Raw genomic sequence first — 26,940 nt, forward strand, 5'->3', positions numbered from 1 at the left:
ACTAGGTGGAGAACGCCTAGTTTTGGAATCTATATCTTCATTATATCTTTAAATTCATTTAATTTACTTCGGCTAACAGGTATCTTTTCCTTTACTCCAGTTAATTCCAAGGCATATGTGGCATTATACCAAGGAATTATGCTTTCTATAAAATCTAAATTTACTAAATAACTTCTATGGACCCTAAAAAAGTTGGGATAGTTTAGTTGTTCTTCTAAGCTGTTTAGTGTTATACGAGATTTAAAGTTTCCTTTAGTAGTTATTATATATGCATATCCATCCAAACTACTAATATATACTATATCAGAATGATTCAAAACTATTATCTTGTCTTTTTCATTAATATATATCTTTGTACTCTTATACCCTTCGTCTTTGCGTAATTCTCTGACTATTTCCTCTATTTCTTTTATATGCCATTGATTCTCCTCTTTGTTTAATCTTAAGATTTTTTCAATGGTTTGTCCTAATCTGGATCTCGATATAGGCTTTAATAAATAGTCTACTGCATTGACTTCAAAGGCTTTTATTGCGAATTCATCATAAGCTGTTGTAAATACAATTACAGTTCGTCCCTTCTCTTTCATAATAATATCTGCAACTTCTAATCCACTCATTTGGGGCATTCGAATATCTAAAAAAATTAAATCCGGTGCTAATTCTTTGTTCTTACTTATAGCTTCATATCCATTAGAAGCCTCTCCAACTACTTCCACTTCTTCAAAATGTCTAAGCAATGAAATTAATCCCTTTCTCGCATAGTCCTCATCGTCAACAACCAGACACCTCAACATTGAGTTCAACCTCCCTTATTTTAGGAATCTTCATTGTTACAGCTGTCCCTTCATTATATCGACTATTTATTTCCAGTCCATAATTTTCTCCATATTTGTTTTTTAACCTACTGTTTACATTAGTCAATCCTATGGAGTCATTTTTTTTTCCATTATTAAATATCTTAGATAAAAATTCTTCTTTAATTCCTATACCGTTATCTTCTACAATTAAAATGGTTCTTTCTTTTTCATCTATAGCTGTTATCTTTACTGTACCTCCTTCTATTTTTTCAAATATTCCATGATTTATTGCATTCTCAACTATAGGTTGGAGTATCAAAGGCGGTAAGTAACAATCTAAATTATCAGGTATATTAAATATGACTTCTAATTTTGACCCGAATCTGGCTTTCTCAATTTCAACATACGACTTTATGTATTCTATCTCTACATATATATTTACTTCCTCAGGATTCTGTTGCAGATTTTTCCTAAAGCAAGCTCCTAAATGTAATAATAGTTCTTTAGCTTTTTCCGGCTCCGTTTCAGTGCAAAAAGCTATAGTATTTATTGAGTTAAACAAAAAATGAGGATTTATCTGAGATTGAAGTGCTTTTAATTCAGCTTTTGCTAAGAGTCGCTTTTGATGTTCTAACTTGCTTAAAGCTATTTGAGTCGAGAATAGATCACCCAATCCTAGAGTTAACTCTAAATCCACTTTAGTGATGGAGTCTTCTTTCTCTTTATACAATGTTAAAGTGCCTATGGTTTCAGTGTTCTCTTTAAGTGGAACAATAATCGCTGAACCTAAATTTTGCTTATCGCTATTAGAATCTATTTTTATATTTAATACTTTTGTATATCCTGTTTCTATAACTTCTCTTGTTAAAGCTTTTATATCATTTTCTTTAACCTCATAATTTCCCTCTTTAGATCCTACATATGATAATATATTTTCTTTATCCGTAAAAACTATAGCCTCAACATCTATCATTTCTTGTATTATCTTTGAAGTTGCCAGAGCTGTTTCTTCATTAAATCCTTTTATAAAGTATGGAAAAGATCTATTAGCTATTTGTAGAGTAACCTGTGCTTGTTTAGCAGCCACCCTTTCTTGTTCACTAGATATACCATCTATTATTGCAATGAACACAGCTATACCTGTGGAATTTAATATAATAATAGGAAGTGCAATTATTTTTACTATTCCTAGAGCGTCCGAAAAAGGTCTAGAAATCAGTAATATTAAACCCATCTGTATGCTCTCTACTATTATTCCTCCTACTGTTGCCATTACACATTTATTTTTACTTTTATAATATCTCTTGCTTAATAATCCAGATATTATTCCTGTTAGTATGGTAGCGGTGGTGCAAGCCATAGTGGTTAGTCCATTCATATCTATTATCATTCTATGAAAACCTGCTATAATCCCAGCTAATATGCCCACCATAGGACCACCTAAAAGTCCTCCTACAAAAACTCCAATAGCTCTGGAATTAGCAAGTCCTCCATGTATGTATATTCCTATATAAGTTCCAATTATCCCAAATACTCCAAAAATTACAGATAAAATTAACTTATCTCTAATTTCGATATTCTTCTTGGCTAATAATTTTTTAACTGGCTTTACCCTAGAAATTATAAAAGCAAGTATCATTATTATTCCAACTCTATTAACTAAATCAATAAATATAGTTGACATTTTGTCCTCACCTCTTATGTGCCATAAGTCAATTATATATCTTTTTAAAAAGAATTAACAGGGTTTATGTTCACAGAAAAAAGGATGGTCCCCACCATCCTCTTCTATCTATTATTTAAGCAATTCTGCCATTAACGCTCCTACACCTTTACCAAGCTCTACTTCAATTCCTGATTTATATAAAGCTCTTTCTATGGCTGCTATGGTGGAAACCATATCGTGAATATCTATATTACCCATATGACCTAGCCTAAACATTTTCCCTGCATAGGCTGCTAATCCTCCTGCTACAACTACTCCTTCCTCTCCTAAAACTTTCCTGAATTCCAGATCATTTATTCCATCCATATATAAAACATTTGATAATGTAACTGCTCTATGCTCTTTTTCTGCTAACAATGTAAATCCAATAGCTTCTAATGCTGCCTGCATTGCTCTTGCATTTTTTCTATGCCTTTCATATCTATTTTCTATTCCTTCTTCTTTGATTATTCTTACTGATTCTTTAAGTGCCCAAATCATATTTACTGCTGGTGTAGCAAAGTATTTTGAAGGATCATTCATAATTGGAAGCCATTTATCAAAATCAATATAATACTCTGGAATTCTTCCAAGTTCTTTTCTTCTCTCCATTGCTTTAGGTCCTGCCCATACTATTGCAAGTCCTGGCGCTACTCCAAATGCTTTCTGTGACCCAGTGATTAGAATATCTATATTCATATCATCTACATATTCTGGTTCAGCTGCAGTAGCACAAACTCCGTCAACTATATACATTGTCTCAGGGAACTTTTTCATTATTTCACCAATTTCTTTTATTGGAGCACAAACTCCTGTTGATGTATCAACATGAGTTACTGTCATAGCAGCATATTTCTTTTCACTTAATTTTGCTTCAATATCTTTTACAGGTACAATTTTTCCCCACTCACTGCTTATCACATCCACATTTATACCTTTTCTCTCTGCAAGATCAATAAATCTATCTCCAAAGAATCCATTTGATACAATAAGTAAATTATCACCTGATTTTAAAGTATTTGCTATACCCATTTCCATTGCCATTGTACCAGTTCCTGCAACAACGAAAACTTCTCCTTCTGTTTTCCATAGTGTTTTCAAATCTTCAACAAGTTCTTTAAAATCTTTAATAAAGTTAGAATCACCGAATGCAACTGTTTCTCTTCCCATTTGATCTTGAATTGACCTTACTACAGGTGTAGGTCCTGGGATCATTACTAATTTACGATTTCTCATTATTACTTCCTCCCCCTTACCATTATATTACTTAAGCCTTCATAATTAAGCCTATAAACTCCAAATCTTCATTTCCAGTATTTTTTATTGAATGTCCTTCGCCACTTTTACACAAGGTGAAATCTCCTGCTTTAATAATTATCTCGTTACCGTTATCGCTATAAAGAGCTTCACCTTTAAGTATATAATAAGCTTCTTGCTCTCCTTCATGTTTATGGAATCCTATAGAATTGCCTGGTTCTATAATATGCTTTGCATATAATCTACCATGTCCACAAAAATCTTCTGTCTCCAATAAATGTGTTCTATTGATTTCTCCTTCTCCCTGCATTAAATTTACAACTACATCTTTTCTTAATTCATCTGCTCTTCTCAACATTTTAATATACCCCCTATTTATTAAGATAATATTTGTACTAACCATGGTGCTAAAAATACAGTGATTAAACCTGCAACGCTTATGGCTAATGAACCCATTGCACCCTGTACTTCTCCTAATTCCATAGCCTTTGCTGTTCCTATAGCATGAGATGCTGTTCCCATGGCTATTCCCACTGAAACTTCATCTTGAATTCTAAACAATTTACATACAGCCGGTCCTATTACATTTCCAGTGATTCCTGTAAGGACTGTAACTGCCACAGTTAAAGCTGGCAGTCCTCCCAGCTGTGCAGCTATTTCTCTGGATATGGCCGCTGTTACAGACTTTGGTACAAGTGATAATGATACAGGTTCAGTTAATCCAAGGATTTTACTTAAATAGAATATACTAATTATTGATATACTACATCCAACTACTATTCCAACTACTACTGGAATACCACTGGTCTTTAACCTTTCTATTTGCTTATATAATGGAACTGCCAAAACTACTGTTGCAGGTCCTAAGAAGAAAGTAATTATACTTCCACCTTTATTATAAACCTCATAATCTATATCAAAAGATAATAATAATATTATTATCATACCTATCGCTATAATCAAAGGATTAAATATTGCTTTCTTAGTTTTCTTATTTATAAAAAGTCCTATTTGAAAAGCAATAATTGAAATAACGAATCCGAATATAGGCGTATCTAAATAGGCCATTATTTCATCTCCTCCTTTCTTCTACCTTTTAACGACTGTACAGTTAGCCCTGTAACTGCTATTACTAATGCTGTTGTTAGAATTATGACTGCTAAAATTGGTATCCATTGCTCCTTTATTAAATCTAAAGATGCTATTAATCCCACGCCTCCCGGAATAAACAGAAAAGTTAAATGATCTAGAAAAAATTTAGATACAGTCTCAATTTTCTCCAATTTTACTATTCCAGTAAGTAAACAAATTAATAATATTATCATTCCTAATACTGTAGCTGGAATAGGTATCTTTGTTATCTGCTGAGTAATATGCGCTATAAATAATATTCCAACTATGATAGCTAGCTCCTTAAGAATTTTCATTAATACCACCACCTTATGTTTAATAGATTCTATTTAACTTCATCTTTCCCCCTTTCTGTATTTCTAAGAGATAAATATTTCACATTAATATAGTAGAGTATTATCTTCATATTGATTATATGAAGTTTCCTATTTTTATACAATAATTTTGCTATGAAATGCTAACTATCATAGATAAAATACAAGATTAATTTATTGATTGACAATTAACAAATCAACAATACTAAATCCTTCATTTCCAATATAAAACAAAAACTAGGTAATATCTACCTAGTTCTCTGTTTAATCATTGCTTCCCTTTTCTAATCCAACCAGCTACTTCTACTGTTCTCTTTGCTTGATGTTTTACCGCATCTTTCACATCTTCAATCATATTTCCATCTTGACCTAGGGTAACGGAGGTACCGTAAGGATTGCCCCCTGCTTTATATATTGAGTCGTCAGTATATCCCGGTGGTACTATTATTGCTCCCCAGTGCATCATTGATGTATATAATGATTTTACTGTGGCCTCTTGGCCTCCATGAGCATTTCCTGCTGATGACATAGCTGATACCACTTTATTCGTTAATTTTCCTTGTGACCATATCCCACCTTGCATATCTAAAAATTGCTTCATTTGTGATGGTAAATTCCCAAATCTAGTTGGCATTGAGAAGATTATAGCATCAGCCCAATCTAAATCCTCTGATGTAGCTACTGGTATATCTTTCGTTGCCTCTACATTGGCTCTCCATGCTGGATTGGAGTCTATAGTAGCGTCTGGTGCTAACTCTTGAACCTTTCGTACTCTCACCTCTGCACCTGCTTCTAAGGCTCCTTCTTCCACCATTTTCGCTAATTTATAATTTGTTCCTGTTGAACTATAGTATATTACTGCTAGTTTAACTTTTTCCATTACCATTTCTCCTTTCAAAAATATATGTCAATTTGATATTATCCTTGAGTATTGATAATATACCCTTAAAGAAAAGACACTAAACACTTTTCATACTATACCAGGGTATTTATTGTTAGAAATGATAATAATATTCCAGCTAAAACTGATAAGACTAAATTTCCTTTTATATATGATATAATAGCTGCAATTCCAATACCTATGACAGTTGCTATTTTCATCCCATCAGCAGCAGTCAATACTCCTCTTATAATTAAAATGCTTAGGGAGGTATAGGGTATATATAAGAGGAATTCCTTCAGATTTTTATTTATATTTCTATTGTTTAATAATGCTAAGGGTATTAACCTCGGTAGATATGTGACTAGAGTCATACCTATTATTAGTGGCAAATAGCTTTTCATCTTATTCCTCCTCATTTTTCCTAAAGATAACCACTCCTATAGAAGAAGATATAATAATTCCAAAAATTATGTCCCAACCTGAAGTAAATATCTTAGAATAAAATAATATTACATAAACTACTGCTGATATTATAGATAAAAATAAAATATTCTTTGATTTCTTTATTTCTGGAAAAAGCAATGCTGCAAACATTGCATATAATCCTATACTCAAACTAGACTGTAAAGAAGCAGGAAGTATTTCTCCTACTAAATATCCAGCCATTGTACCTAATACCCAAGAACTATAGGCTAATATATTAATGACTAATACAAATGCTAGGTTAATCTTATCTTTATTGAAAGATATTACCGAGAATGTCTCATCGGTAATTCCAAAGGCTACTATTGGCAGAAACTTCTTATTCATATCTTGAAACTCTACTGCTAATGATGCTGACATCATCATATGTCTTAAATTTAGTAAAAATGTTGCAAGTATTATACTGCCTGTAGAGACTCCAGCTCTTATAAAATCTAATGCCATAAATTGACTAGCACCTGCATATACCATCATAGATAAAAGGCTTGTATCTCTAAAGGTCACATCAGTATTCTTTGATAGTAGACCAAAGGCCATGGCTATGGGAAAGTATCCTATTACTATAGGTAATACAGCTACAAATCCTTCTTTTATTTTATCTATTTCAGTCTTTTCTTTAGTCATATGTCCTTCCCCCTTTTGTACTTTACTGTAACAGAAAATTAATAATATTATATTAGTATTCTCACAAAAATTCAAGGAAAATGAAATAAGTATCAAAAATGGTGCCTGGCACCATTTTTGATACTTATTCTATTGAATAGTAAATTTGTCTAACTTTTTATGTCAGATAAAAACGGTTTGTTTTTACCTATATATCTCTAGCCAGCAACGCTGCCCCAATGGAGCCTGCATATCTAGCTAATGGACTTGTTTGTACTTTTGTTCCCAGTTTTTCTGAGAGAAGTTCAACAAAGGGTTCTACTTCACATAGTCCTCCTGTTAAAAATATAGTATCTGTAGCACCATGTTTGTGTAAAAGAGCATATACTCTTCCTGTAATTGAGTTTATTATACCTCTGGCTATACCTTCTCTTTTAGTTCCAGATCCTATAAGACTTATAACCTCAGATTCTGCAAATACTGTACACATACTAGTTATATTTATATCTTCTCCTGATAATGCCATTTGGCCTAGTTCATCTATACTAACTCCCAAGGTATTTGCCATTAGTTCTAAAAACCTACCAGTACCTGCAGCACATTTATCATTCATTGTAAAATTAGATACCTTACCTTTGTCTAAAGTAATTATCTTCGTATCTTGTCCACCTATATCTATTACTGTAGAGTCTCTACCTAATAGATAATGAGTTCCTTTACCATGGCAAGTAATTTCTGTAATAGTTTTATTTGCATAAGGTACGGATATTCTACCATAACCAGTAGCTACAACCTTTGATTCGTCTATTTTTATATTTTCTTTCTCTAACCTTTCTCTAATTGTTTTTGAAGTTTCTATACTGCTCCACCCTGTAGGCATAGTGAAATTTTCTATTAGCTTATCATCATTAAACACTGAAACCTTAGCAGCAGTAGAGCCTATATCTATACCAATGTAATGCATTTTTATCATCCTTTACTATTTTGCAGTAGCTGGTCTTTCTATTGTTTCTAGAAAAGCCTCAACCCTTACTTTTACTTGTCCTGTATCTGAATCTGAGTAATCAGTTTCTATTTGGATAAACGGAAGATTCAATTTTTCTTGAACAAATTTCTTAACTGTAAAAGATTCTATATTATATGTGTGGCATGCTTGCCAAGTCAAATCTACTACTCCATCTACATCATATTCCTTAGCTAATCTCTCTATTAAATCTAATCTTCCATTATTATTTGTCATACATGAACAAGGAGTAGAAAGGTATTTTTCTGCTAAAGCAGTTATAGGATCTTTATTTTCATCTACCAGAACATCTAATCCCTTATATCCAGTACAATTTTCTAAGGCTACTACAGATGCACCAGCTTCTTCTAAAGCTTTCAGTACCTTTTCTGAGCCAGCTCCTATTGGGCAGCCTGTAAGTAATATCCTAGGTGCTGTTTCATCGAAAGCATATATTCCTTTTTCCATTCTATCTTCTATTTCAGCTATTAATCTTTCAATTAAATTAATTCCTGATTCTTTATCTACATTAAAACCTTTTAACCATTGAGCTAACATCATATCCATTCCTGATAATGGTGCTGGTTTATGAGCATTTAGTTTATGTAGTCTCTTCATTGCATCTCTTTCTCTATTCATAAGTTTTATAGCATCTTTTAGTTTTTCATCTGTTATTTCTACTCCAAGCTTTTCTTCTATGAAATTTTTAAATTTAACCATTTCTTTTTTCCATAAATCTAGTGAATCTTCATCGTTTGCAGTTTGTGGCAGATTCATAATATGCATTGGTTTTATTTTTCCCATTAATTCATACATTTTTTTCTTTCCATCACATGTAGTTTCTGCTAAAAGTAAATCTGAAAAATAAAAATATGGACATTTATCTGTAATTGCAAACCCATAGCTAGATTTAATTAATGGACATAGATTTCTTGGTAATTCCTTTTCTGCATCTTCAATAGGTGCTTGGGTTGTACCACATAGAGTTACAGGTATTGCATCTGCTGCTAATGCTATTTCTGAAGGTGAAAACACGCAATACATCCCTACAACTTTTTTACCTGCTTCATGGGCTTCTTTGATTTTTACTGAATTTACACCTCTTAAGCCTTCAACTTCTTCCATTATCGATGGTCTCATATTTCACACGCTCCTTTTATAAGATTACATACATATTAAAGTTTATCATGTAAAAAAACCATCTACCAATTATTTTTATCAATAGGTTGATGGTCTTGTATAGGTAATATTAATAAGAAGCAATATGGATACCCGTTAATTATTTGTCTTCAAATAATCATTTATCGCCGCTCCAAGTCCTTTAACTCCTAGAACTGAGCAGTGAATCTTGCTTTGTGGTAGTCCATCTAAGGCATCGATAAGTTCTTTTTCCGTTATGGCTAGAGCCTCTTCTATAGTTTTGCCTTTTGCCATTTCTGTTATCATACTACTTGTAGCTATAGACGCCGTACATCCAAATACTAAAAAGCTAATATCTGTTATTATATTATCCTTAACTTTAATATAAATGGTTAAAGAATCACCACATTTTAAATCTCCATAAGTACCTTCTCCGTCAGGATCTTTCATACTACCTACATTTCTTGGGCTCATAAAGTGCTCTATTACTTTCATTGAGTACTCTGAATACAACTTTATCACTTCCTGTTTATATAATAGTGGTTATCATCTTTATTTTACCACAGAATAATATTTTAATATAATAATTTAAACATAAATATCTGAAAACTCTACATGTATTCTTTCCGCATTAAATGTATTTTCTTCATTTTTGGCTATAAAATCATTATCAATAATCTTATCTGGCAATTCTATTATAAACTCAGTTCCTCTGCCAAATTCGCTCTGCACTGATATAGTTCCTTCATGTAACTCAACTAAGGATTTAACTAGAGATAGACCAATTCCAGACCCCTCTGTCCTTCTTCTAAGAGAATTCTCAACTTGACCAAATCTATCAAAAATCATTTCTAGTTTGTCTTCTGGAATGCCTATGCCATTATCCTTCACAGAGATTTTAACTTTTGCCTCTTCATTATAAATATTGACTTCTATCTCTCCTCCCCTTTCCGTAAACTTAATTGAGTTTGATAATAAATTTAACATGATTCTCTCTACCATATCCGCATCAAAAGCAATTATCTTTTCCTCTACATCTGTGTCAAATATAATACTTATATCTTTTAACTTTGTATATTCTACAATAGACATAGTTATATCTTCAACAACCTTTACAATATCATTATTACACAATTTAATTTTAATATGGTTATCCTCAATCTTATTTATATCAATGAAGTTATTAATTAATCTCAATAGTCTATAGCTATTTTGCTTTTGCAGCTTAATATACTTATTAAAAATACCATAAAATTCCTCGTGATTAGTTATATCGGAGCTTTCCAACAACTGTATACTTCCCAATATAATATTTAGCGGTGTTTTAAATTCATGTGATATTGTAGTTAAAAATTCAGATTTTAAATTATTATACTCCTCTTCTTCTTTAGCCTTTATGTCAAGAGCTTCCACCATACTATCAAAGGCTTGTCCAACATCACCTAAATCATCCTCTTCACTAATACCCGTCTTTACATTTAAATCTCCTGCTTTAACTTTCTGTGCTGCTAATTTTAATTTATCTATTGATTCAGCAAAACCACTGGATAGCATCATAGCTATACTGAAAGATATTATATAAATTAAAACAAATATTAGTATGTTTTTTATGGATAACTGTCTTCCACTTGCTAATACTTGTTCTACAGGAGTAGTTACAAAGCTACTCCATCCAATCTCCTTGATAGGATAATCTACTCCCATTCTTTCTACTCCATCTTGTTCAGAATATCTGGAACGTGTTTTAACGATTTCCCCTTTTAATGCTCGTCTTGCGGGTGAATCTTCTCCTGCCTTTCTTTTTTCAACCTGAACATTATCACCTACAAGTTGATATACAATATTTCCATCTCTATCGACTAATCCAAATGTACTTCCAGCTCCTATTCTATTTATTGGAAAAATATATTTCATATCCTTAGCTTCTATTGTATTGATAACTATACCCTTTAATTCTCCATCATCCCTAATAGCTCTAGAAATAGAAATTATCAATTCACCATTGACAGCACTATATTCCAAACCTCCTATAACCTTCTCTTTTCCACTAATGATCTCCTTATAAGAGTTTCTTCCACTTATATCTATCATCATATCCTTTTCATGTGAACTTATATTCACAATTCCTTCAGGAGTCGACCAATAATAGTGTATCTTAAATAGCTGATTATCTGAAACAATACTTTTAAGATGATCTTCTATATATTCGCTTCCTCTCTCAGGATGTGCAATCAGAGACCTTCCCAGTATATACTGGCTTGACCATGTTCTCTCTATAAAGTTCATGAATGCTAAATTGATTGCTTCTGCATAATCCTGACATACTTCTAATTCCGTTTCAATACTTGCTTCTACCCCCCTTTTTATTTCTGTAATCTTTAGTATAGATAAAGGTATTAATGTGGTAAAAATCAATAATATTATTTTTAGTTTGATACGATTTATTTTCAATATCTATCCCCCTAGATAACATATTTTTAAAATAAATATATCTCTACTATGGTGCTTTAATTTAATAACATTATAGCAATTCTTGAAATAATTAGCAACGGGTGTTGTTCTAGGGGTAAAATAAAATCAAGAGCCTCATGATTTCTCATGAACGCTCTTGATCTCAAAGGAGGTCTATTTTACAGACCTATTTCTATCATTCCCTTTTCTGTTATTTCTACTCTTACTCTCAATACTTCTTCTAAAAAACTAAAAGGTACATAGGTAGATGAATCTTTAACTTCTGGCGCTGTACCAAGTTTTATTAGCATCTTTGCAAAATTATAATTGTCTTCTCCAATAGTTATAGCTGTCCATTGTGCCCCTTTTGTTAATTCTGCTGTTTTTGATTCATTGTTCCATTTTATCTCATATTCTAGGGCCTCAGCTATATCTCTAAGAGGTAGCATCATAACACCTTTTTCATTTTTATATAGTGACTTATTTAAAGTAATTTCCTTCTCATTGACAATTAATTTATCTAAAACCGTAATCTCTGGTTCTACTTTTACTTCTTCATCCTTGCCCATTACAATTATTTTCTCTGGTGTTGTTTGAGCAGGAATACTTTTTGTTGATATGGTATAGAAAACGATTAAATCTTTACCCCCTATAGCTCCCTTTTCTAATTGGTTACCATTTCTATCTATTTTAACTGTTTCAGCATCTACATTTAGCTTTAATGTTCCATCAGAACTTATCAAATCCTCGTTAAATTTTGATACATGTATAGTTCCTGATTCTTCAGCTTCTTTTACTACAATAACATCTGGTGTTAATTGTGGTGGCAAACTCATTGTCATTATAGTATTTTTGTCATAATATCCAGAAACAGTCATTCCTTTTTTAAGAGTATCTGAGGTTATGAAATCCTTAGTTTTATCATTTAAAAGAATCACTTCTTCATTTATATGAAATACCATTCCATTATATGGATCACTCTCATCATTTTTTACTAATATAGATAGATATTTTCCATTATTATTTACTTCGGTAATTTTTCCTTCATATTTAATATAATCTGCCATTACTACATCTTCAATTTGATCTACTTTATTAATTGGCGCAGATATGGGGATTATTTCTTTTCCATCAGATCCATTATCAGCTTTAACTGCAATTGGACTCAATGTAATACAAGTTGCCAATGATAATATTATATATTTTTTAGTTTTCTTCATTTCAATCCACTTCCTTTCTCCTACATTCTTAGTATATCAAGGATTTAGTTTGAAATGGTTACATTAGGTTTACAATATGGTTACATTAATTAAATCTTAAATCTTCCAATAACTAATTGTAGGTCTTGTGCTAAGCTTGCTAGATCTTCACTTCCCTTAGATATTTCTCCCATTGAAGCTGTTTGTTCTTCCATTGAAGCTGTTACTTCCTCTGTGGCAGCTGAATTTTCTTCGGCAATTGCTGAAAGATTTTGTAATCCGCTAAGTATTTCATCCTTCATCTTCTCCATCTCTACACTTGAAGAATTTAGTTCATCTACAGTCCTTTCTGTATCTTTCACTGCTTCTGATATTAACATATATTTGTCTTTGCTACTAACAACACTTACCGTCTGCTCTTTAATTATATCTTCTATTCTTTCCATTGTTGTTACTGCATTTTTGGCATTGCCTTGTAACTCACTAACTATTTGATTAATGGAATCCGTAGAATTTGAAGATTGCTCTGCCAATTTTCTAATTTCTTCTGCTACAACTGCAAATCCTTTCCCTGCTTCCCCTGCCCTAGCTGCTTCTATTGCCGCATTTAGAGCTAGTAGGTTCGTTTGTTCTGCTATAGATGAAATTATATTACTTGCTTCTCCTATCTTATTAGAACTATCATTTGTTTTTAATATTGCAGTATAAATTTCTTTTGTTGCACTATTACTTTCCTCTGTTATATTAGATAATCTTTCAATCTCTACTAGACCATCATCAATGACTTCTATTATCTTACTTGAGCCATTAACTAAATCTTTCATATATGCAATATCCTTCTCGATAATTTCTCCTAACGAAATTGCTTTTGTCGAACCTTCTTCTGTATGCTGTGCCTGTTCAGAAGCACCATTTGATATTTCTTCTGTAGTCCTAGCTACTTCCTCTATAGCAATAGCCGATTGCTGAGTAATAGCCATCATTTCCTCCGATGCAGCTGCGACTTGTTCGGCAGATCTATTTATATCATTTATAATTTCTCTAAGATTATTTGTAATATCTTCTAATCCTTTAGCAAGTCTACCAATCTCATCTTTTCTTTTTATATATTTTTCTGGTATATTCTCTCTTATATCATAGCTTGCTATTTTCTGTAAATGGTTTATTCCTGCAACAATTGGTTTTGTAATTGCATTCCCTATGAAATATACAATAAATATACCACATATGACGTTAATCATTGTATCCTTTATAATTTTTCCTTGCAAGATTGAAACTATATGTGATGCTTCTCCAAGTTCTGCTGTAAGTATTTTATCCGCCGTCCTTATAGTTATAAGTCCTGTGGAAGTAGCTGCTACTAAAAGTAGAATGGAAAAATAAACAATAAGCTTCACTTTAATACTTTTCATTTAGACACCTCCGTTTAATTTAGCTAATAATTTAATCTATTTATCTGTTGCTTTCCTCTCTAGGCATGTTATATGTATGACAAAGATTGTATTTCTCATAAGGTTTATTATATATTTTATTACAATTACTGGCAATACTTGACAATTTACGATATTTATGTATAAACATATAATATAATCCTAGATACCATCTATACCTTTATTGTCTTCTTCTAAAATCCACATATCATCAGCAGTATAGAGTAAACTATCTTCTAATTTCTTTTAAGGCTTACAGTTCGGGACTTATTTACTATATTCATAATTGTTTGTATATTTTTTGACCAAGGCATTAAATTGGATGTACCTGTAAAATAAAAGACGCTTTTCCAAGACGGAGCAATAAAGTATCAGAAGGAATACAGTAGGAATAAGGTCTGTGAAACATCAGGTTCTAGTTAGGGAATAGGATGAGACCACCCTTAGATGTCGAAACAGTAGTATGTCAGTGAGGGCCTAGTGTGCTGAAAGTGGCATAGATAGAATTTATTAGACTTTTCCAATTACTGGTGATACAATATTAACAATAAGGTGTTAGTAAAATATGTCAAAGCTATTTAAGGAGGATTATTATGAAACTAGTCGTATTAGGTGGAGCAGGTTCTCAAGCACTTTATGGCATTAGAGATTTAATCAATCATGGCAGCATTTTCGATGAGGTAATTATTTCATCTCGTAATCTTGAAAAAAATAAGAAAATTGTAGAAAAGCTTAATTCACCAATAGTTAAAGCTGCAGAAGTTGATGTTTCTGATGAAGAAGCATTGTATGAACTTATAAAGGATTGTGACGTAGTTGCTAATTGTACAGGCCCTTATCATATTCTTGCATATAAGATTATAGAAACTACTATAAAGGCTGGCAAGCACTATGTTGACTTCTGCGACGATATCGAAGCATTCAATAAGATATTTGAATCAGACTTACCTAAAAAAGCTGAAGAAAAGGGGCTTAGCATGATAATGGGTCTTGGTGCAAGTCCAGGATTTTTATCAGTGCTAGCATGTAGTGCAGAACAACGTTATTTTGATTCACTAAATGAAGCTATATTCTATTTTGCATGTGATGAGAAAGAACCAGGTGGCCCTGCAGTGCTTGGACATATGTTAGAATGTATACACAACGCACCATATATTAAAGACGGAAAGAAATTCAATGAGCCTTCATTCCGTGAAGAATGGGATTTCGACTTTGGAGAACCCTATGGCATTCGTAAGGTTACTAGAATTGGCCATCCTGAAGTATTCACATTCCCTAGATACTCACCAGGGATTCAAAACGTATCTATAAGATTCAGTCTTGAGCCATTCTCAGCATATGAAGGCTTTAGAGATATGAGCTTATCAGGTCTTACATCTGATTACCCGCTTAACATCAATGGCAATCCTGTATCACCTCGTGACTTTGCACTAGCTGTATTATTAGCACAAAAGGCAAGCCGACCAGCAATGAGCGAAGAAGAACTTAAGGAATTTTTAAAGGGAGTTACTGCATGTGCAGCTACAGAACTACATGGCAGAAAAGATGGTAAAGATATATCTTATGTCGGAAGAGTGGCAGGAAACATGGCCCCACTTACAGCAATACCATTAATCATGGGTGCTGAAATGTTAGCTAAAGGTGAAGTATCTAAAAAAGGTATTATGGTAGCTGAAGAAGCTATTGAAGATGCGGACAAGTTTGTAAAAGAAACAGTAAAGAGAATCCGTGAAGATGGATTTGGATTTACTGTTAGAGAAGACCTCACCGTTAGAGAAGAGTATTAATAAAACTGACACATTAGTTCCAAAAGAATGTTTAGATAATAGTATAAAACAAATTGTATTTAAGCAAAATAAATGCTCTTGTCTGGTGAAAATCAGACAAGAGCATTACTTTTATAAAAATATAATTTACATTTTTTTATTTATACAATATCGAAATAAATGTCTCTATTTAACCAATGATGGATACCAATTTTTCTTATTTTTTTCCATCTTTAATCTATTCCATTCTGCTAGTATTATAGCTGCTTCTGTTGATGCCGCTATACTCTTTTCAATGCCATCATAAGCAAATTCATTTGTTTCTCTATTTCCAATTACAGTAAATATTGCTCCTGCTTTTATTTTAAATAAACTTGATAGAGTAAGAACTGTAGCTGCTTCCATTTCATAATTTATCACATTTGCAGCTTTTAAATCTTCATATCTAGTTTCAAACCAGCTTTGTCTATATCCACCAAATCCATCTCTATTTTGTCCACAGAAAAAGGATGCAGCTGTGGCGGTTATTCCCACATGATATGTGTATCCCAGTCTTTCACATGCTTCCACTAGAGCAGCAACTACTTCATAATCTGCCACTGCAGGATAATTTAGATTTACATAATTCTCACTAGTTCCATCATATCTAACTGCACCTGATGAGATTATTAAATCTCCAGGTCGAATATGAGACTGAATAGCAGAGGTAGTTCCTACTCTAATAAATGTTTTTGCACCAATTGTTGCAAGCCCTTCCATTGCACTGGCTGTTGACCCACCGCCAGCCCCTGTGGAACAAGCTGAAATATCTATTCCTCTTATCTTTCCAGTATGAGTCACATGTTCTCTATTTCTTCCTACTTCCTTAAATTCATCCCATTTTTCAGATATCTTGGGAACCCTATCAGGGTCTCCAGGTAATAGAACAATATCTGCTATATCTCCAGGTTTACATCTTATATGGTATTGGATGTTTCCATCTAACTCAGGTCTATCGGCTTTGGATTCCCAATTTTTTTTGTCTTCCATTAAAAACATCTCCCTTACTAATTATTAATGAAGATTTATAAATTATTATTCTAATTTACTAAATAAGGCAATTTTAGCTGTATCTTCCACCATTTCAGCTAAATAGAAAGCTTTGCTGAAGTTTTCTCCAACAGATATAATACCATGCTCTTTCATTAAAATAGCAACTATTTCAGGATTTTTATATTCTTCTATAACGTAATTTGCTAACTTATCAGATCCTGATGATGCTATATCTATGGTTGGTACATGCTTTAAATAACCTTTTGCATGATTTGTTATTAAGGGTAATTCCTCATGGTTTGCTGCTATTGCTGTCGCATAAGGTGGATGCACATGAATTACTACATTTACATCTGACCTAACTTTATATATTCCTGCATGGAACTTCCATTCTTTAGATAATGTTTTGGTTCCTTCTAGTAAATTTCCATCTAAGTCTACTTTCACAACATCTTCCTCTGTCATATCACTAAATGCACTACCTGAACTTTTTATCAATATAGCATCTTCACCAGGAACTCTACAACTAATATTTCCACCTGTAGCACATATTAAATGTCTATCATAACATCTTCTACTAATTTCTACTAAATCCTTTTTTAATTGTTCAATACTCATTTAAATCACCTCTCATTTTTAGTTATTAAACTAGGCTGCAACCTCATAAAAGGATGGCAGCCTAGTTTAATTTAGTTATCTACTCCGCAATTTCTAATGCAATTTTCATCATATCAGTAAAGTTTTTCTCTCTTATATCTGCTGATACTTTTTCACCAGTCATAACATGATCAGATACAGTCAATATGGATAATGCTTTTTTACCTGCCCTAGCCGCTACTATATAGAGAGCCGCTGTTTCCATTTCTACTGACAATACTCCCATTTTTGACCATCGTTCATTTTCTTCTCTATCATATTCAGGATAGAATATATCTGTTGAATATACATTTCCTACCATATATTTAGCTTTTATCTGGTCTGCCTTATCTACAGCATCTCTTAACAATGGATAGGATGCCACCGCTGAAAAAGTTCCAGATAGCTTATATTGATCAGCGTATGGTGTATTATAACAAGCTCCCAAAGCAAATACTAAATCTCCTATTTTTAATTCATCATGAATTGCTCCAGTTGTACCTACTCGTATAATATTTTCTACATCATAAAGATTATATAACTCCCATGCATGAACACCCATTGTAGGCGCTCCGATTCCACTTGCCATTACAGACACCTTTTTCCCTTTATATGTTCCTGTATAGGCATACATACACCTAATACTATTTACTTGAACTGCGTCTTTTAAGAAATTCTCTGCAATAAACTTAGCTCTTAAAGGATCTCCTGGCATTAAAACTGTTTTTGCTATCTCACCTGGTTGTGCTGATATGTGATGTGTTGGTGCTTTTAATGTCATTTTAATTCCTCCCAAATTTATTATTTTACTTTTAATAGGCTTTCTAGATAAGGAGATATCATAACTCCTTTTTCTGTTATTATCCCACTAATTAATTCATTCGGTGTTACATCAAATGATGGGTACAGGGCTTTTGTTGCTGCTTCTGTTATTAATTGCCCATTTAAATGTGTAACCTCTTTTTCATTTCTATATTCAACATGTGCATCCATTCCATGTGCAAGATCATAATCTATTGTATGGCTTGATGTTGCTGTATAAAAGGGAATATTATTCTTTTTCGCGGCTAAAGCATGCATATAAGTGCCTACTTTGTTTAAAAGATCTCCGTTAGCTGCAATTCTATCTGATCCAACTACTACTTTTTGAATTCTTCCTAACTTCATTAAATACCCGGACATACCATCAGTAATTAATGTATGAGGTATTCCCCATCTTTCTAATTCATAAGCAGTAATTCTAGCTCCTTGTAAATAAGGTCTTGTCTCACTTGTAAATACATGAATATTTTTTCCTTGCTCAAATGCTTTTCTAATTACAGATAGAGCTCTGCCACCATACCCAGCTCCTGCAAGGGCTCCTGAATGGCAATGAGTTAGAATTGTGTCCCCATCATCAATTAATTCAGCACCATATTCACCTAATTTCTTCTCGTATCCAAGTTGTCTTTCTATGATCTCAGAAGCTTTTTCTTCTATAAAGTCAACAACCTCTTTACCAGAGTAGTTATCTATGGCTTCTATCATCTCATCAACTGTTTTCATTAAATTTACTGCAGTAGGTCTAGTAGATTTTAATAACAACCCACTCTCTTTAATATAGTTTCTGTTTCCATTTGAATTTACTGCTGCCAAAAGAATCCCATAAGCTCCTGCAATCCCAATTGCTCCCGACCCACGGATCGTCATATCCTTAATTGATTTTGCTAATCCTTCAACCGTATTTATAGTATATATTTCCTCAACAAATGGAAGTTTAATTTGGTCAATAAGTCTAACTTTACCATCTTCAAACCATATGGGTAGTAATAGCTGTTGCTCCTTCCATTCATTTGTTAATTTATAAATTTTATTCATTTAACTGCCTCCTAAAGTCTTACTCATCATGATACTTCCCTAAACCCGCTGGATTTCTTGAACTCTTTAATCCAAATACAACTACAAGCATTGTTAGCACATATGGTAATGTCCTAACTATATGACTAGGTATAAAGCTACCTTGGAATATGGTCTGTAATGAATCAAAGAATCCAAAGAACAAACTTGCACCTAGGGCACCTAATGGATTGTTTTTGCCAAAAGTTGCAATTACCATAGCTATATATCCTCTTCCCGCCGTCATGCCATCTACATACATATTAAGCTGTGCCAATGATAGATATGCACCAGCTAGACCACACAGTGCTCCACTAATCATAACTCCTATATATTTATATAAAGCTACATTTATACCAACTGTATTGGCTGCAACTGGATTTTCGCCTACCATTCTCATTCTAAGACCTTGGGGAGTTTTAAACATGTAAATCCAGCCTACTATTACTATTAAAATAGTTATATAAAAAAGAATATTTTGTTCTGCTAATATTGTTCCGATAAAAGGAATCTTTGATAAAAGTCCTATTTCTAATTTATCAAAACTTGCTACCTTTGGTGATATTCCTTTGGATTTCCACATTATCTGCAGAATAAGGGGAGCTACAGCAGCTGCTAATAAATTTACGCTCATTCCACTTAGAGTTTGATTAACCTTATATTTGACATTTAAAAATCCATGGAGTAATGAAAATAATACTCCAGATACTATACCAAATAATATTCCTATCCAAGGGCTTCCACTGATGAAAGAGCCGAATACTCCAAAGAATGCTCCTGCTATCATCATCCCTTCACAACCCATTGCCATAATACCTGACCTTACTGAAAATGCAGCTCCTGTAGATGCTAAAATCATCGGGACAGACATACGTATGGTAGATACTATTACAACATATAAAATATTACTTATGTTTCCCATAAATCTTCCTCCTGTTCTTTAGCATTATGCAATTTCATCATTAGAGCTCTGCTGATTTCCTTTATTCTTAATTAATTTGGTAAATGGACTTTTAATAAAATAACCTATAGAAGAAATCATTTTAGGTGCAGCAACAAATACTACTACTAATGCTTGTATCATACTTACAAATTCTATAGGGATAGATGTTGTTCTATTTAAAGTCATGGCTCCTGCTTTTAATACTCCAAATAATATGGATGAAAACACTACTCCCAGTGGACTATAGGCTGCAAGGGCAGCTACTGGAATTCCTGAGAATCCTAGTCCTGTCGATATGTTTTCTATGAATCTATAATGAATACCTAAAGATAAAGCACATCCTGCTAATCCTGCAATTGCTCCACTTAAAAATATGGTGAATAAGTATACCTTTGATACTTGTATACCTGCTGTTCTAGCTGCTTGAAGGTTTGAACCAGTAACTTGAATTTCATATCCTAAAGCAGTTTTTCTTAGCATCCATTCTAAAACTATGGCAATTATAACAGCCATTATAATTGCTGTTGTCAGTTGAGAACGGGGTACTATTTTAGTTAATTTTGCTGAATCTAATATCATATTTGTTTGGGATATTGCACTTCCTTCTGATTTTAGAGGGCCTGTACTCAACCAAGTTGTTACTAAAATTAAAATTTCGTTTAGCATGATGCCAACTATAACTTCTGATGAATCAAATTTTATTTTTAAATATCCAATAAATAAACCTACTAAACCTCCAGCTAACATCCCAGCAAGAATCGCTGCCGCTACATGAAGTGGACCTGGTAAAAAGGTTACATAAGCTCCTATAATAGCTGATGTAATTGCCCCAATATAAAGTTGTCCCTCTACACCTGTATTAATAATTCTTACACGAAATGCAATAGCAAAGGATAATCCAGTAAGTAATAGAGGAGTTCCTTGACTTAGGGAAAGTACTCTTCCCTTTTCTGTACCCAAAGACCCAGTAAATATGGCAATATACGTATCTATGGCAGAGAAACCACTGATTTCAATCACTATAGCACCTACTAATAAGGTTAAAAATAATGCTATTAAAGATGTTTTAAGGGTTTTTAAACCTTGTTTATATTTGTTTTGTGATATTAAACTTGTTTTCATTTCCCTTCTCCTTTAGTACTATCTATACTGCTTCCAGTCATTAGTAATCCTAGTTGAACTTCTGTATATTCCTCTGGCATGCTTTCGGATACTATTTCTCCTTCATATAGAACCAATATTCTGTCACTTAAGGCTCTAACCTCATCTAAGTCTGCCGAAATTAAAAGTACTGCCTTTCCTTCGTCTCTCAAATCTAATAATTTAGTATGAATATATTCCATAGCCCCTACATCCACACCTCTCGTAGGATGTGCTGCAATTATAAGGTCTGGATCATGAGAGAATGTCCTAGCTATGATTATTTTCTGCTGATTTCCTCCAGATAAAGATTTAACAGTTGTATCCACTGTTGGTGTTTTTATCAAATAACTTTCCTTGCTTTTATTTGCATAATCTAGTATTTTCTTATTTAATAATAACCCTTTATTTGTAAAATTACTTTCTCTGTGATATCCTAAGATTAAATTATCCTTCACACTCATTTCACTTACTAAACCCATTGAAAGTCTATCTTCCGGTATATGACCGATCCCACTTCTTAAAAAATTATTAACATCTCCACTAACCTGCTTACCGTTTAATATAAGCTCCATAGTGTCTGGAACTCTTAGTCCTGTTAATGCTTCAAGTAATTGGGTTTGTCCATTTCCTTCTATACCTGCAATACCAAGAATTTCCCCTTTACGTATTTGAAAATTTATATCTTTAATTTTATATTTATTATCTTCTTTAATATTTAAATTTTTTACTTCTAAACAAATATCCGTTATATTTCTTGCTCGTCTTTTTACTCCTAATTCCACATGCCTACCTACCATCATTTCTGATAATTTCTCTATAGTTGCTTCTTTAGGGTCTATATTATTATGAATCATTACTCCATCTCTTAGTACATTTATCCTATCTGCTATGGCCATTGTTTCTTTTAGCTTATGTGTAATGATTACAATACTTTTTCCTTGCTCACGTAATTTTTTTAATATAATAAATAGAGCATCTACTTCATGGGGGGTCAATACTGCTGTAGGCTCGTCCAATATAATTACCTCTGCCTGCCTATATAAAGCCTTAAGGATTTCAACTCTTTGCTGTTCTCCTACTGAAAGTCTTTCTACTTTAATATTTGGATCTATATTAAAGTCAAAATCTTCTATAAGTTTTTTTATATTTTCCTGAGATTTTTTTTCATCTACAAATAAACCATTTTTAGGTTCATTGCCAACTATTATATTTTCCATAACAGTAAATGCTGGCACCAGCATAAAATGCTGGTGCACCATGCAAATACCCATATTAATGGCATAAAGTGGTTTGTTCATATGGACTTTTTGTCCCTTATAATATATTTCTCCTGAATCAGGCTGAATCATGCCATAAAGAACTTTCATAAGTGTAGTCTTTCCAGCACCATTTTCACCTAATAAAGATACTATTTCTCCCTTTTTAAGGGTGAAGTTTACATTATTTAGAGCCACAGTCCCTGGAAATGTTTTTGTTATATTCTTCATTTCAAGCATATCCACGTAACTCCACCTCCACTAGGTATGTTTTCTATTTATTTTTTTCATAATTATTATTTTTTGTCCATTCATTTATTTCATCTGGATCTTGTGGTAATTCAAATTTCCCATCAAAATATTGTTGTTTTACTTCTTCTGCTATATCTATTATGTCTTGTGGTATTTCTGTATTTATTCCAGTTCTATCATATCCACAAACATCATCTTTAATTCCTTTTAATGTAACTCCTGGTTTCCAAGTTCCATTCTGTACATTTTCAATTTCTTGATATATTAATAAATCTATTCTTTTTAATGATGTTACTAAACTTCTTTCTGGATCAATGGAAGCCTTACTACTTCCGATTACATATTTATTTGATTCTTCTGCTGCATTAAATACTCCCAGACCTGAACCTCCAGCATTGTGAGATATAACGTCTGCACCTCTACCATATGCCGTCATTGCAATTTCTTTAGCAGTTCCAGGGTCTGTATAACTTCCAACTATATTATAAATAAACTCTACTTCTGGATTAACATACTTTGCACCTGCCATAAATCCTGCTGCCCCTGATCTTGAAACAGGAGTATCCATACCGCCAACAAATCCAATAATATTTTCTTTATTCGCTAAAGGCATTCTTTCATCCTTAGTAACAAGACCTGCAATAACTCCCGATAAAAATGTTTGTTCTGGATCTAAAGCCCTTATACTGTGTATATTCTCATATCCTTCAACAACTCCATCAGCTAAAGTAAATTTTTGCTCTGGATAATCAGCTGCTGCCGCTATTATTGGATCTATATAGTCAGCACCTAAAGCAATTATTAGATCATATTCCTCTGAATCAGCAAACATTCTTAATTGCATCTCTACTTCACTAATATCAACAATTTCAGCATAGTCAAATTCTATACCTAATTTATCCTTAGCTTCATTTAATCCAATATGTGATTCATCTACAAATCCTAAATCTCCTAAGTTTTTGTGAACTATTGCAATTTTAACTTTCTCATCTCCTGATCCAGCTGCTCCATCCTCAGTCACGTTTTCAGGTGTATTTCCTACATCTTTACCTTTTCCATCTCCACATCCAACTAAAACAGTTAAAACTAAAGTCAATACTAACATTAAAGAAATTATTTTTTTGTTCATTCTCTTTCCTCCTAGATTTTACATGCTTAAGTTTACTTGTTTCCTAAGTTTTAAAGTTTACTTTTAGCCTTCCTTTCTATGTATTTTTTTGCTATGCTGAGTGCATTTTTTATTAAAATTTCAACGTCGTCAGTCGTCCTACAACTACTATAGCATTGTGATAAATCGTTGTCAACACGTTTTTTATTCTAATATATTACTAATAAACTTACTTGACAAATACAAATATACATCGTATATAATATGTAAAGAATATAATTCTATAATTAAGGTGGTTACAAATGAAATTAACAAATAAATCCTTATATTCACAAGCAAGAGATGCAATTCTTAATATAATTGATAATAGTACAGAATTTATGGCCAAGCTTCCTTCTGAACAGGAGCTTTCTGAAAGATTAGGCGTTAGCCGAAATACAATAAGAGAAGCTTTAAAGTCGTTAGAAAATGAAGGCTTCATAGCTCCACGGCATGGGGTAGGTACTTTTATTATTAGAGATTCAAAGAATATTAAATCTAATATAGCTGTTCTTGATAGTTTCACTAAGATAATAACTAATCATGGATATGCACCAGGTACTAAATCTTTATATCACGATAGAAGAACTGTCCCTGAGGATTTAGCATCTAAGCTAAATATAAATGAAGATTCAGATGTTCTTTATATTGATAGGATTCGTACTGCAGATGGTAAGCCAGTTATCTATGTGGAAGACTATATTACTTATATTGATGGAATGATGGAAAGGTTTAATTCCATTAAAACAGAATCCATATTCGAATTTTTAAAATCCTATGATATCAAAATTTCTTTCTCAAGCTGTAATATCTATGCTGTAATAAGTAATGAAAAGCTACAAAAAAAATTATCTTTAAAAGAGCCTAAAGCCTTGTTACATCTAGAGCAAGTACACTATTCTACAAAAGGTATCCCAATTATGTATTCGGACAGCTATTTTCTTAGCAATAAATTTGATTTTAACCTAGTAAGAAAAGTTATTGATTAAAAAAATCTTTTCTAAGGATAGAAATAATAAAAAACAATACAATGTAATTAATAACTATGAATCATTGTATTATAGAGTAAATTGTATTTAGGCAAAATAAATGCTCTTTTATGATAAAAACCATAAAAGAGCATTTACTTATTTTACATTATTGATTATTTCTATTATCATGATGCACTTGATCTAATACGATAACTAAAGCTAAAACAAAAGCTTGATCTTCTCCATCGGCTATATCAACGGAATAGGTGTCTGAAAAACTAATCCACTTTTTACTAATCCAAGCAACAGGTCTACCGTTTTTCATAATACTAAAATCATGTGCAAAAACATTTCCGTCTATAGTAAAGTTTCCAAACTTGCTATCTATAGTAAACCTAGGCTTAAATAAGGTAAACTCTTTATAGACTTTTCCAACAAGACTTCCACCTTTGTAGATGGAATACTCTGGCAAAAACCTAAATACCTTTTGTTCTATATAAAGCATATGATTACCTTGGATATCATATAAATCCAATTTATTACCTATAGATAATATCTTTCCTGCAACCTCATAACGAGGACTTCCATTTTCATCATTAATAGTGAATCTATCGGCGAAGGAAAAAATTCTCTCCTTAATTAAATATCTCATATTTGCACCTCCATAATACTATATTATCTTTCTATACTATATTGTATAATATACTATATATTATTACATTTGTATTTTCTATATGTAATTCCATAGAATATATTTCATGTAGTAAAATGTAAATTTCTTGGAGGATATAATGGATATTAAAATTATTTTTGAAGATAAAGATATATTAGTAGTGGAAAAGCCACCTAAGATTCCCTGTCAATCTGATAAAACTTCTGACGATGACATAATGAGCATATTAAATAGACCCTATCTTGGTCTTGTACACAGATTAGATAGACCTGTAGGAGGAGTTATGGTATATGCCAAAAATGAAAAAACCAATTCTTTTCTTTCTAAAGAAGTTTCAGCAAGAAGATTATATAAGGAATATCTTGTAGTGGTGTGCGGTAGACCTGAAGCTTCGAAGGGAGAACTAAGAGATTATTTAAAAAAACTTCGAACTATAAATATGAGTAAGGTAGTTGATAAGGGTACTAATGGTGCTAAGGAAGCTGTATTAGAATATGAATTATTAGAGTCTAAGGATACAGAGGAATATGGAACATTAAGCCTGCTTAAGGTTATCTTAAAAACTGGCCGTCACCATCAAATAAGGGTTCAACTCTCCAATGCTGGCTTTCCTATATGGGGAGATAATAAATATAATAAAACCTTTGTAAAGAAAAAAGAATGGACTCAAATTTCACTATGGTCTTATAAAATAGGATTTTATCACTTTACTAATAAGACAAATTCTACTTTTATTTCTCTCCCTTATGATGAATATCCTTGGGATGTTTTTGATATGAAAGACAATTAAGATGATTCTTATATCCTAAGAATCATCTTAATATAATAATTACTTTATCTAACTGGAACT

At 32.5% G+C, this 26,940-nt stretch carries 27 protein-coding genes; 3 read left to right on the forward strand and 24 right to left on the reverse strand.

The genetic code is table 11. The features are described 5' to 3' along the window. Positions 1 to 29: 29 nt before the first annotated feature. From RDK80_RS10790 to RDK80_RS10860, 15 genes are all read right to left on the reverse strand, one after another. Entirely contained in the window at positions 30 to 794 is a 765-nt protein-coding gene (locus tag RDK80_RS10790) for a LytTR family DNA-binding domain-containing protein (RefSeq protein WP_308524300.1), read from the reverse strand. Next, positions 772 to 2,481 carry a LytS/YhcK type 5TM receptor domain-containing protein gene (locus tag RDK80_RS10795; protein ID WP_308524301.1) on the reverse strand — a complete coding sequence of 570 codons (1,710 nt, stop codon included), beginning with the start codon at positions 2,479 to 2,481 and terminating at the stop codon, positions 772 to 774. Before RDK80_RS10795 ends, RDK80_RS10790 begins: the two co-directional genes overlap by 23 nt. A gap of 111 nt (positions 2,482 to 2,592) precedes the next feature. Then, positions 2,593 to 3,738 (reverse strand): alanine--glyoxylate aminotransferase family protein, encoded by a 1,146-nt coding sequence (locus tag RDK80_RS10800; RefSeq protein ID WP_308524302.1) that lies wholly within the window; start codon positions 3,736 to 3,738, stop codon positions 2,593 to 2,595. Between the two features lie 31 nt (positions 3,739 to 3,769). Continuing rightward, positions 3,770 to 4,117, reverse strand: coding sequence for a cupin domain-containing protein (locus RDK80_RS10805; RefSeq protein ID WP_308524303.1), 348 nt, complete (start codon positions 4,115 to 4,117; stop codon positions 3,770 to 3,772). A 20-nt stretch (positions 4,118 to 4,137) separates the two neighbouring features. Beyond that, positions 4,138 to 4,827 (reverse strand): LrgB family protein, encoded by a 690-nt coding sequence (locus RDK80_RS10810; protein ID WP_094898899.1) that lies wholly within the window; start codon positions 4,825 to 4,827, stop codon positions 4,138 to 4,140. Then, positions 4,827 to 5,186 carry a CidA/LrgA family protein gene (locus RDK80_RS10815; RefSeq protein ID WP_094898898.1) on the reverse strand — a complete coding sequence of 120 codons (360 nt, stop codon included), beginning with the start codon at positions 5,184 to 5,186 and terminating at the stop codon, positions 4,827 to 4,829. Before RDK80_RS10815 ends, RDK80_RS10810 begins: the two co-directional genes overlap by 1 nt. A 286-nt stretch (positions 5,187 to 5,472) precedes the next feature. Further along, positions 5,473 to 6,084, reverse strand: a complete 612-nt coding sequence (wrbA, locus tag RDK80_RS10820; protein WP_308524304.1) for an NAD(P)H:quinone oxidoreductase — start codon at positions 6,082 to 6,084, stop codon at positions 5,473 to 5,475. 95 nt (positions 6,085 to 6,179) lie between these two features. After that, complete coding sequence (locus tag RDK80_RS10825) at positions 6,180 to 6,488, reverse strand: AzlD domain-containing protein (RefSeq protein ID WP_094898896.1); 309 nt, start codon at positions 6,486 to 6,488, stop codon at positions 6,180 to 6,182. A 1-nt stretch (position 6,489) separates the two neighbouring features. Further along, entirely contained in the window at positions 6,490 to 7,194 is a 705-nt protein-coding gene (locus RDK80_RS10830; RefSeq protein WP_308524305.1) for an AzlC family ABC transporter permease, read from the reverse strand. Between the two features lie 187 nt (positions 7,195 to 7,381). Beyond that, positions 7,382 to 8,137 carry an acyl-CoA dehydratase activase gene (locus tag RDK80_RS10835; protein ID WP_308524306.1) on the reverse strand — a complete coding sequence of 252 codons (756 nt, stop codon included), beginning with the start codon at positions 8,135 to 8,137 and terminating at the stop codon, positions 7,382 to 7,384. 15 nt (positions 8,138 to 8,152) lie between these two features. Continuing rightward, positions 8,153 to 9,316: a double-cubane-cluster-containing anaerobic reductase gene (locus RDK80_RS10840; RefSeq protein ID WP_308524307.1), complete on the reverse strand. Its 1,164-nt coding sequence runs from the start codon at positions 9,314 to 9,316 to the stop codon at positions 8,153 to 8,155. 135 nt (positions 9,317 to 9,451) lie between these two features. Then, the gene (locus RDK80_RS10845; RefSeq protein WP_308524308.1) at positions 9,452 to 9,811 is read right to left on the reverse strand and encodes an iron-sulfur cluster assembly scaffold protein; all 360 of its coding nucleotides are present in this window, start codon (positions 9,809 to 9,811) and stop codon (positions 9,452 to 9,454) included. A 93-nt stretch (positions 9,812 to 9,904) separates the two neighbouring features. Further along, the gene (locus RDK80_RS10850; protein ID WP_308524309.1) at positions 9,905 to 11,767 is read right to left on the reverse strand and encodes a sensor histidine kinase; all 1,863 of its coding nucleotides are present in this window, start codon (positions 11,765 to 11,767) and stop codon (positions 9,905 to 9,907) included. A gap of 179 nt (positions 11,768 to 11,946) precedes the next feature. Continuing rightward, positions 11,947 to 12,987 carry a stalk domain-containing protein gene (locus RDK80_RS10855; RefSeq protein WP_308524310.1) on the reverse strand — a complete coding sequence of 347 codons (1,041 nt, stop codon included), beginning with the start codon at positions 12,985 to 12,987 and terminating at the stop codon, positions 11,947 to 11,949. 89 nt (positions 12,988 to 13,076) lie between these two features. Beyond that, positions 13,077 to 14,378, reverse strand: coding sequence for a HAMP domain-containing methyl-accepting chemotaxis protein (locus RDK80_RS10860; protein ID WP_308524311.1), 1,302 nt, complete (start codon positions 14,376 to 14,378; stop codon positions 13,077 to 13,079). Between the two features lie 611 nt (positions 14,379 to 14,989). On the opposite strand from RDK80_RS10860, the gene RDK80_RS10865 reads away from it, so the two are divergent. Beyond that, on the forward strand, positions 14,990 to 16,183 hold the full coding sequence (locus tag RDK80_RS10865) for a saccharopine dehydrogenase NADP-binding domain-containing protein (RefSeq protein WP_308524312.1): 1,194 nt from the start codon (positions 14,990 to 14,992) through the stop codon (positions 16,181 to 16,183). A 165-nt stretch (positions 16,184 to 16,348) separates the two neighbouring features. On the opposite strand, the gene udp is transcribed toward RDK80_RS10865, so the two are convergent. From udp to RDK80_RS10905, 8 genes are all read right to left on the reverse strand, one after another. Further along, positions 16,349 to 17,191 (reverse strand): uridine phosphorylase, encoded by an 843-nt coding sequence (gene udp / locus RDK80_RS10870; protein WP_308524313.1) that lies wholly within the window; start codon positions 17,189 to 17,191, stop codon positions 16,349 to 16,351. 45 nt (positions 17,192 to 17,236) lie between these two features. Continuing rightward, on the reverse strand, positions 17,237 to 17,812 hold the full coding sequence (locus RDK80_RS10875; protein WP_216559560.1) for a class II aldolase/adducin family protein: 576 nt from the start codon (positions 17,810 to 17,812) through the stop codon (positions 17,237 to 17,239). Positions 17,813 to 17,891: 79 nt separating this feature from the next. Then, positions 17,892 to 18,611 (reverse strand): purine-nucleoside phosphorylase, encoded by a 720-nt coding sequence (gene deoD, locus RDK80_RS10880; protein WP_216559562.1) that lies wholly within the window; start codon positions 18,609 to 18,611, stop codon positions 17,892 to 17,894. 20 nt (positions 18,612 to 18,631) lie between these two features. Continuing rightward, positions 18,632 to 19,687: an S-methyl-5-thioribose-1-phosphate isomerase gene (mtnA, locus tag RDK80_RS10885; RefSeq protein ID WP_216559564.1), complete on the reverse strand. Its 1,056-nt coding sequence runs from the start codon at positions 19,685 to 19,687 to the stop codon at positions 18,632 to 18,634. Between the two features lie 19 nt (positions 19,688 to 19,706). Continuing rightward, complete coding sequence (locus tag RDK80_RS10890; RefSeq protein WP_216559566.1) at positions 19,707 to 20,627, reverse strand: ABC transporter permease; 921 nt, start codon at positions 20,625 to 20,627, stop codon at positions 19,707 to 19,709. A gap of 24 nt (positions 20,628 to 20,651) precedes the next feature. After that, complete coding sequence (locus RDK80_RS10895) at positions 20,652 to 21,770, reverse strand: ABC transporter permease (RefSeq protein ID WP_216559568.1); 1,119 nt, start codon at positions 21,768 to 21,770, stop codon at positions 20,652 to 20,654. Then, a complete protein-coding gene (locus RDK80_RS10900) occupies positions 21,767 to 23,287 on the reverse strand; it encodes an ABC transporter ATP-binding protein (RefSeq protein WP_308524318.1) in 1,521 nt (506 codons plus the stop codon). Before RDK80_RS10900 ends, RDK80_RS10895 begins: the two co-directional genes overlap by 4 nt. A 34-nt stretch (positions 23,288 to 23,321) precedes the next feature. Beyond that, positions 23,322 to 24,428 (reverse strand): BMP family ABC transporter substrate-binding protein, encoded by a 1,107-nt coding sequence (locus RDK80_RS10905; protein ID WP_308524314.1) that lies wholly within the window; start codon positions 24,426 to 24,428, stop codon positions 23,322 to 23,324. Between the two features lie 281 nt (positions 24,429 to 24,709). Between RDK80_RS10905 and RDK80_RS10910 the strand changes: the two genes are divergently transcribed. Next, complete coding sequence (locus tag RDK80_RS10910) at positions 24,710 to 25,435, forward strand: GntR family transcriptional regulator (protein ID WP_094898878.1); 726 nt, start codon at positions 24,710 to 24,712, stop codon at positions 25,433 to 25,435. Between the two features lie 148 nt (positions 25,436 to 25,583). Here the strand turns inward: RDK80_RS10910 and RDK80_RS10915 are convergent, their stop codons facing one another. Next, on the reverse strand, positions 25,584 to 26,069 hold the full coding sequence (locus RDK80_RS10915; RefSeq protein WP_216559572.1) for an LURP-one-related/scramblase family protein: 486 nt from the start codon (positions 26,067 to 26,069) through the stop codon (positions 25,584 to 25,586). A 139-nt stretch (positions 26,070 to 26,208) separates the two neighbouring features. Between RDK80_RS10915 and RDK80_RS10920 the strand changes: the two genes are divergently transcribed. Next, positions 26,209 to 26,880, forward strand: a complete 672-nt coding sequence (locus RDK80_RS10920) for an RluA family pseudouridine synthase (protein ID WP_216559574.1) — start codon at positions 26,209 to 26,211, stop codon at positions 26,878 to 26,880. Positions 26,881 to 26,940: the final 60 nt, after the last annotated feature.

The sequence above is a fragment of the uncultured Tissierella sp. genome, from assembly GCF_902479755.1.
GTDB lineage: Bacteria > Bacillota > Clostridia > Tissierellales > Tissierellaceae > Tissierella > Tissierella carlieri.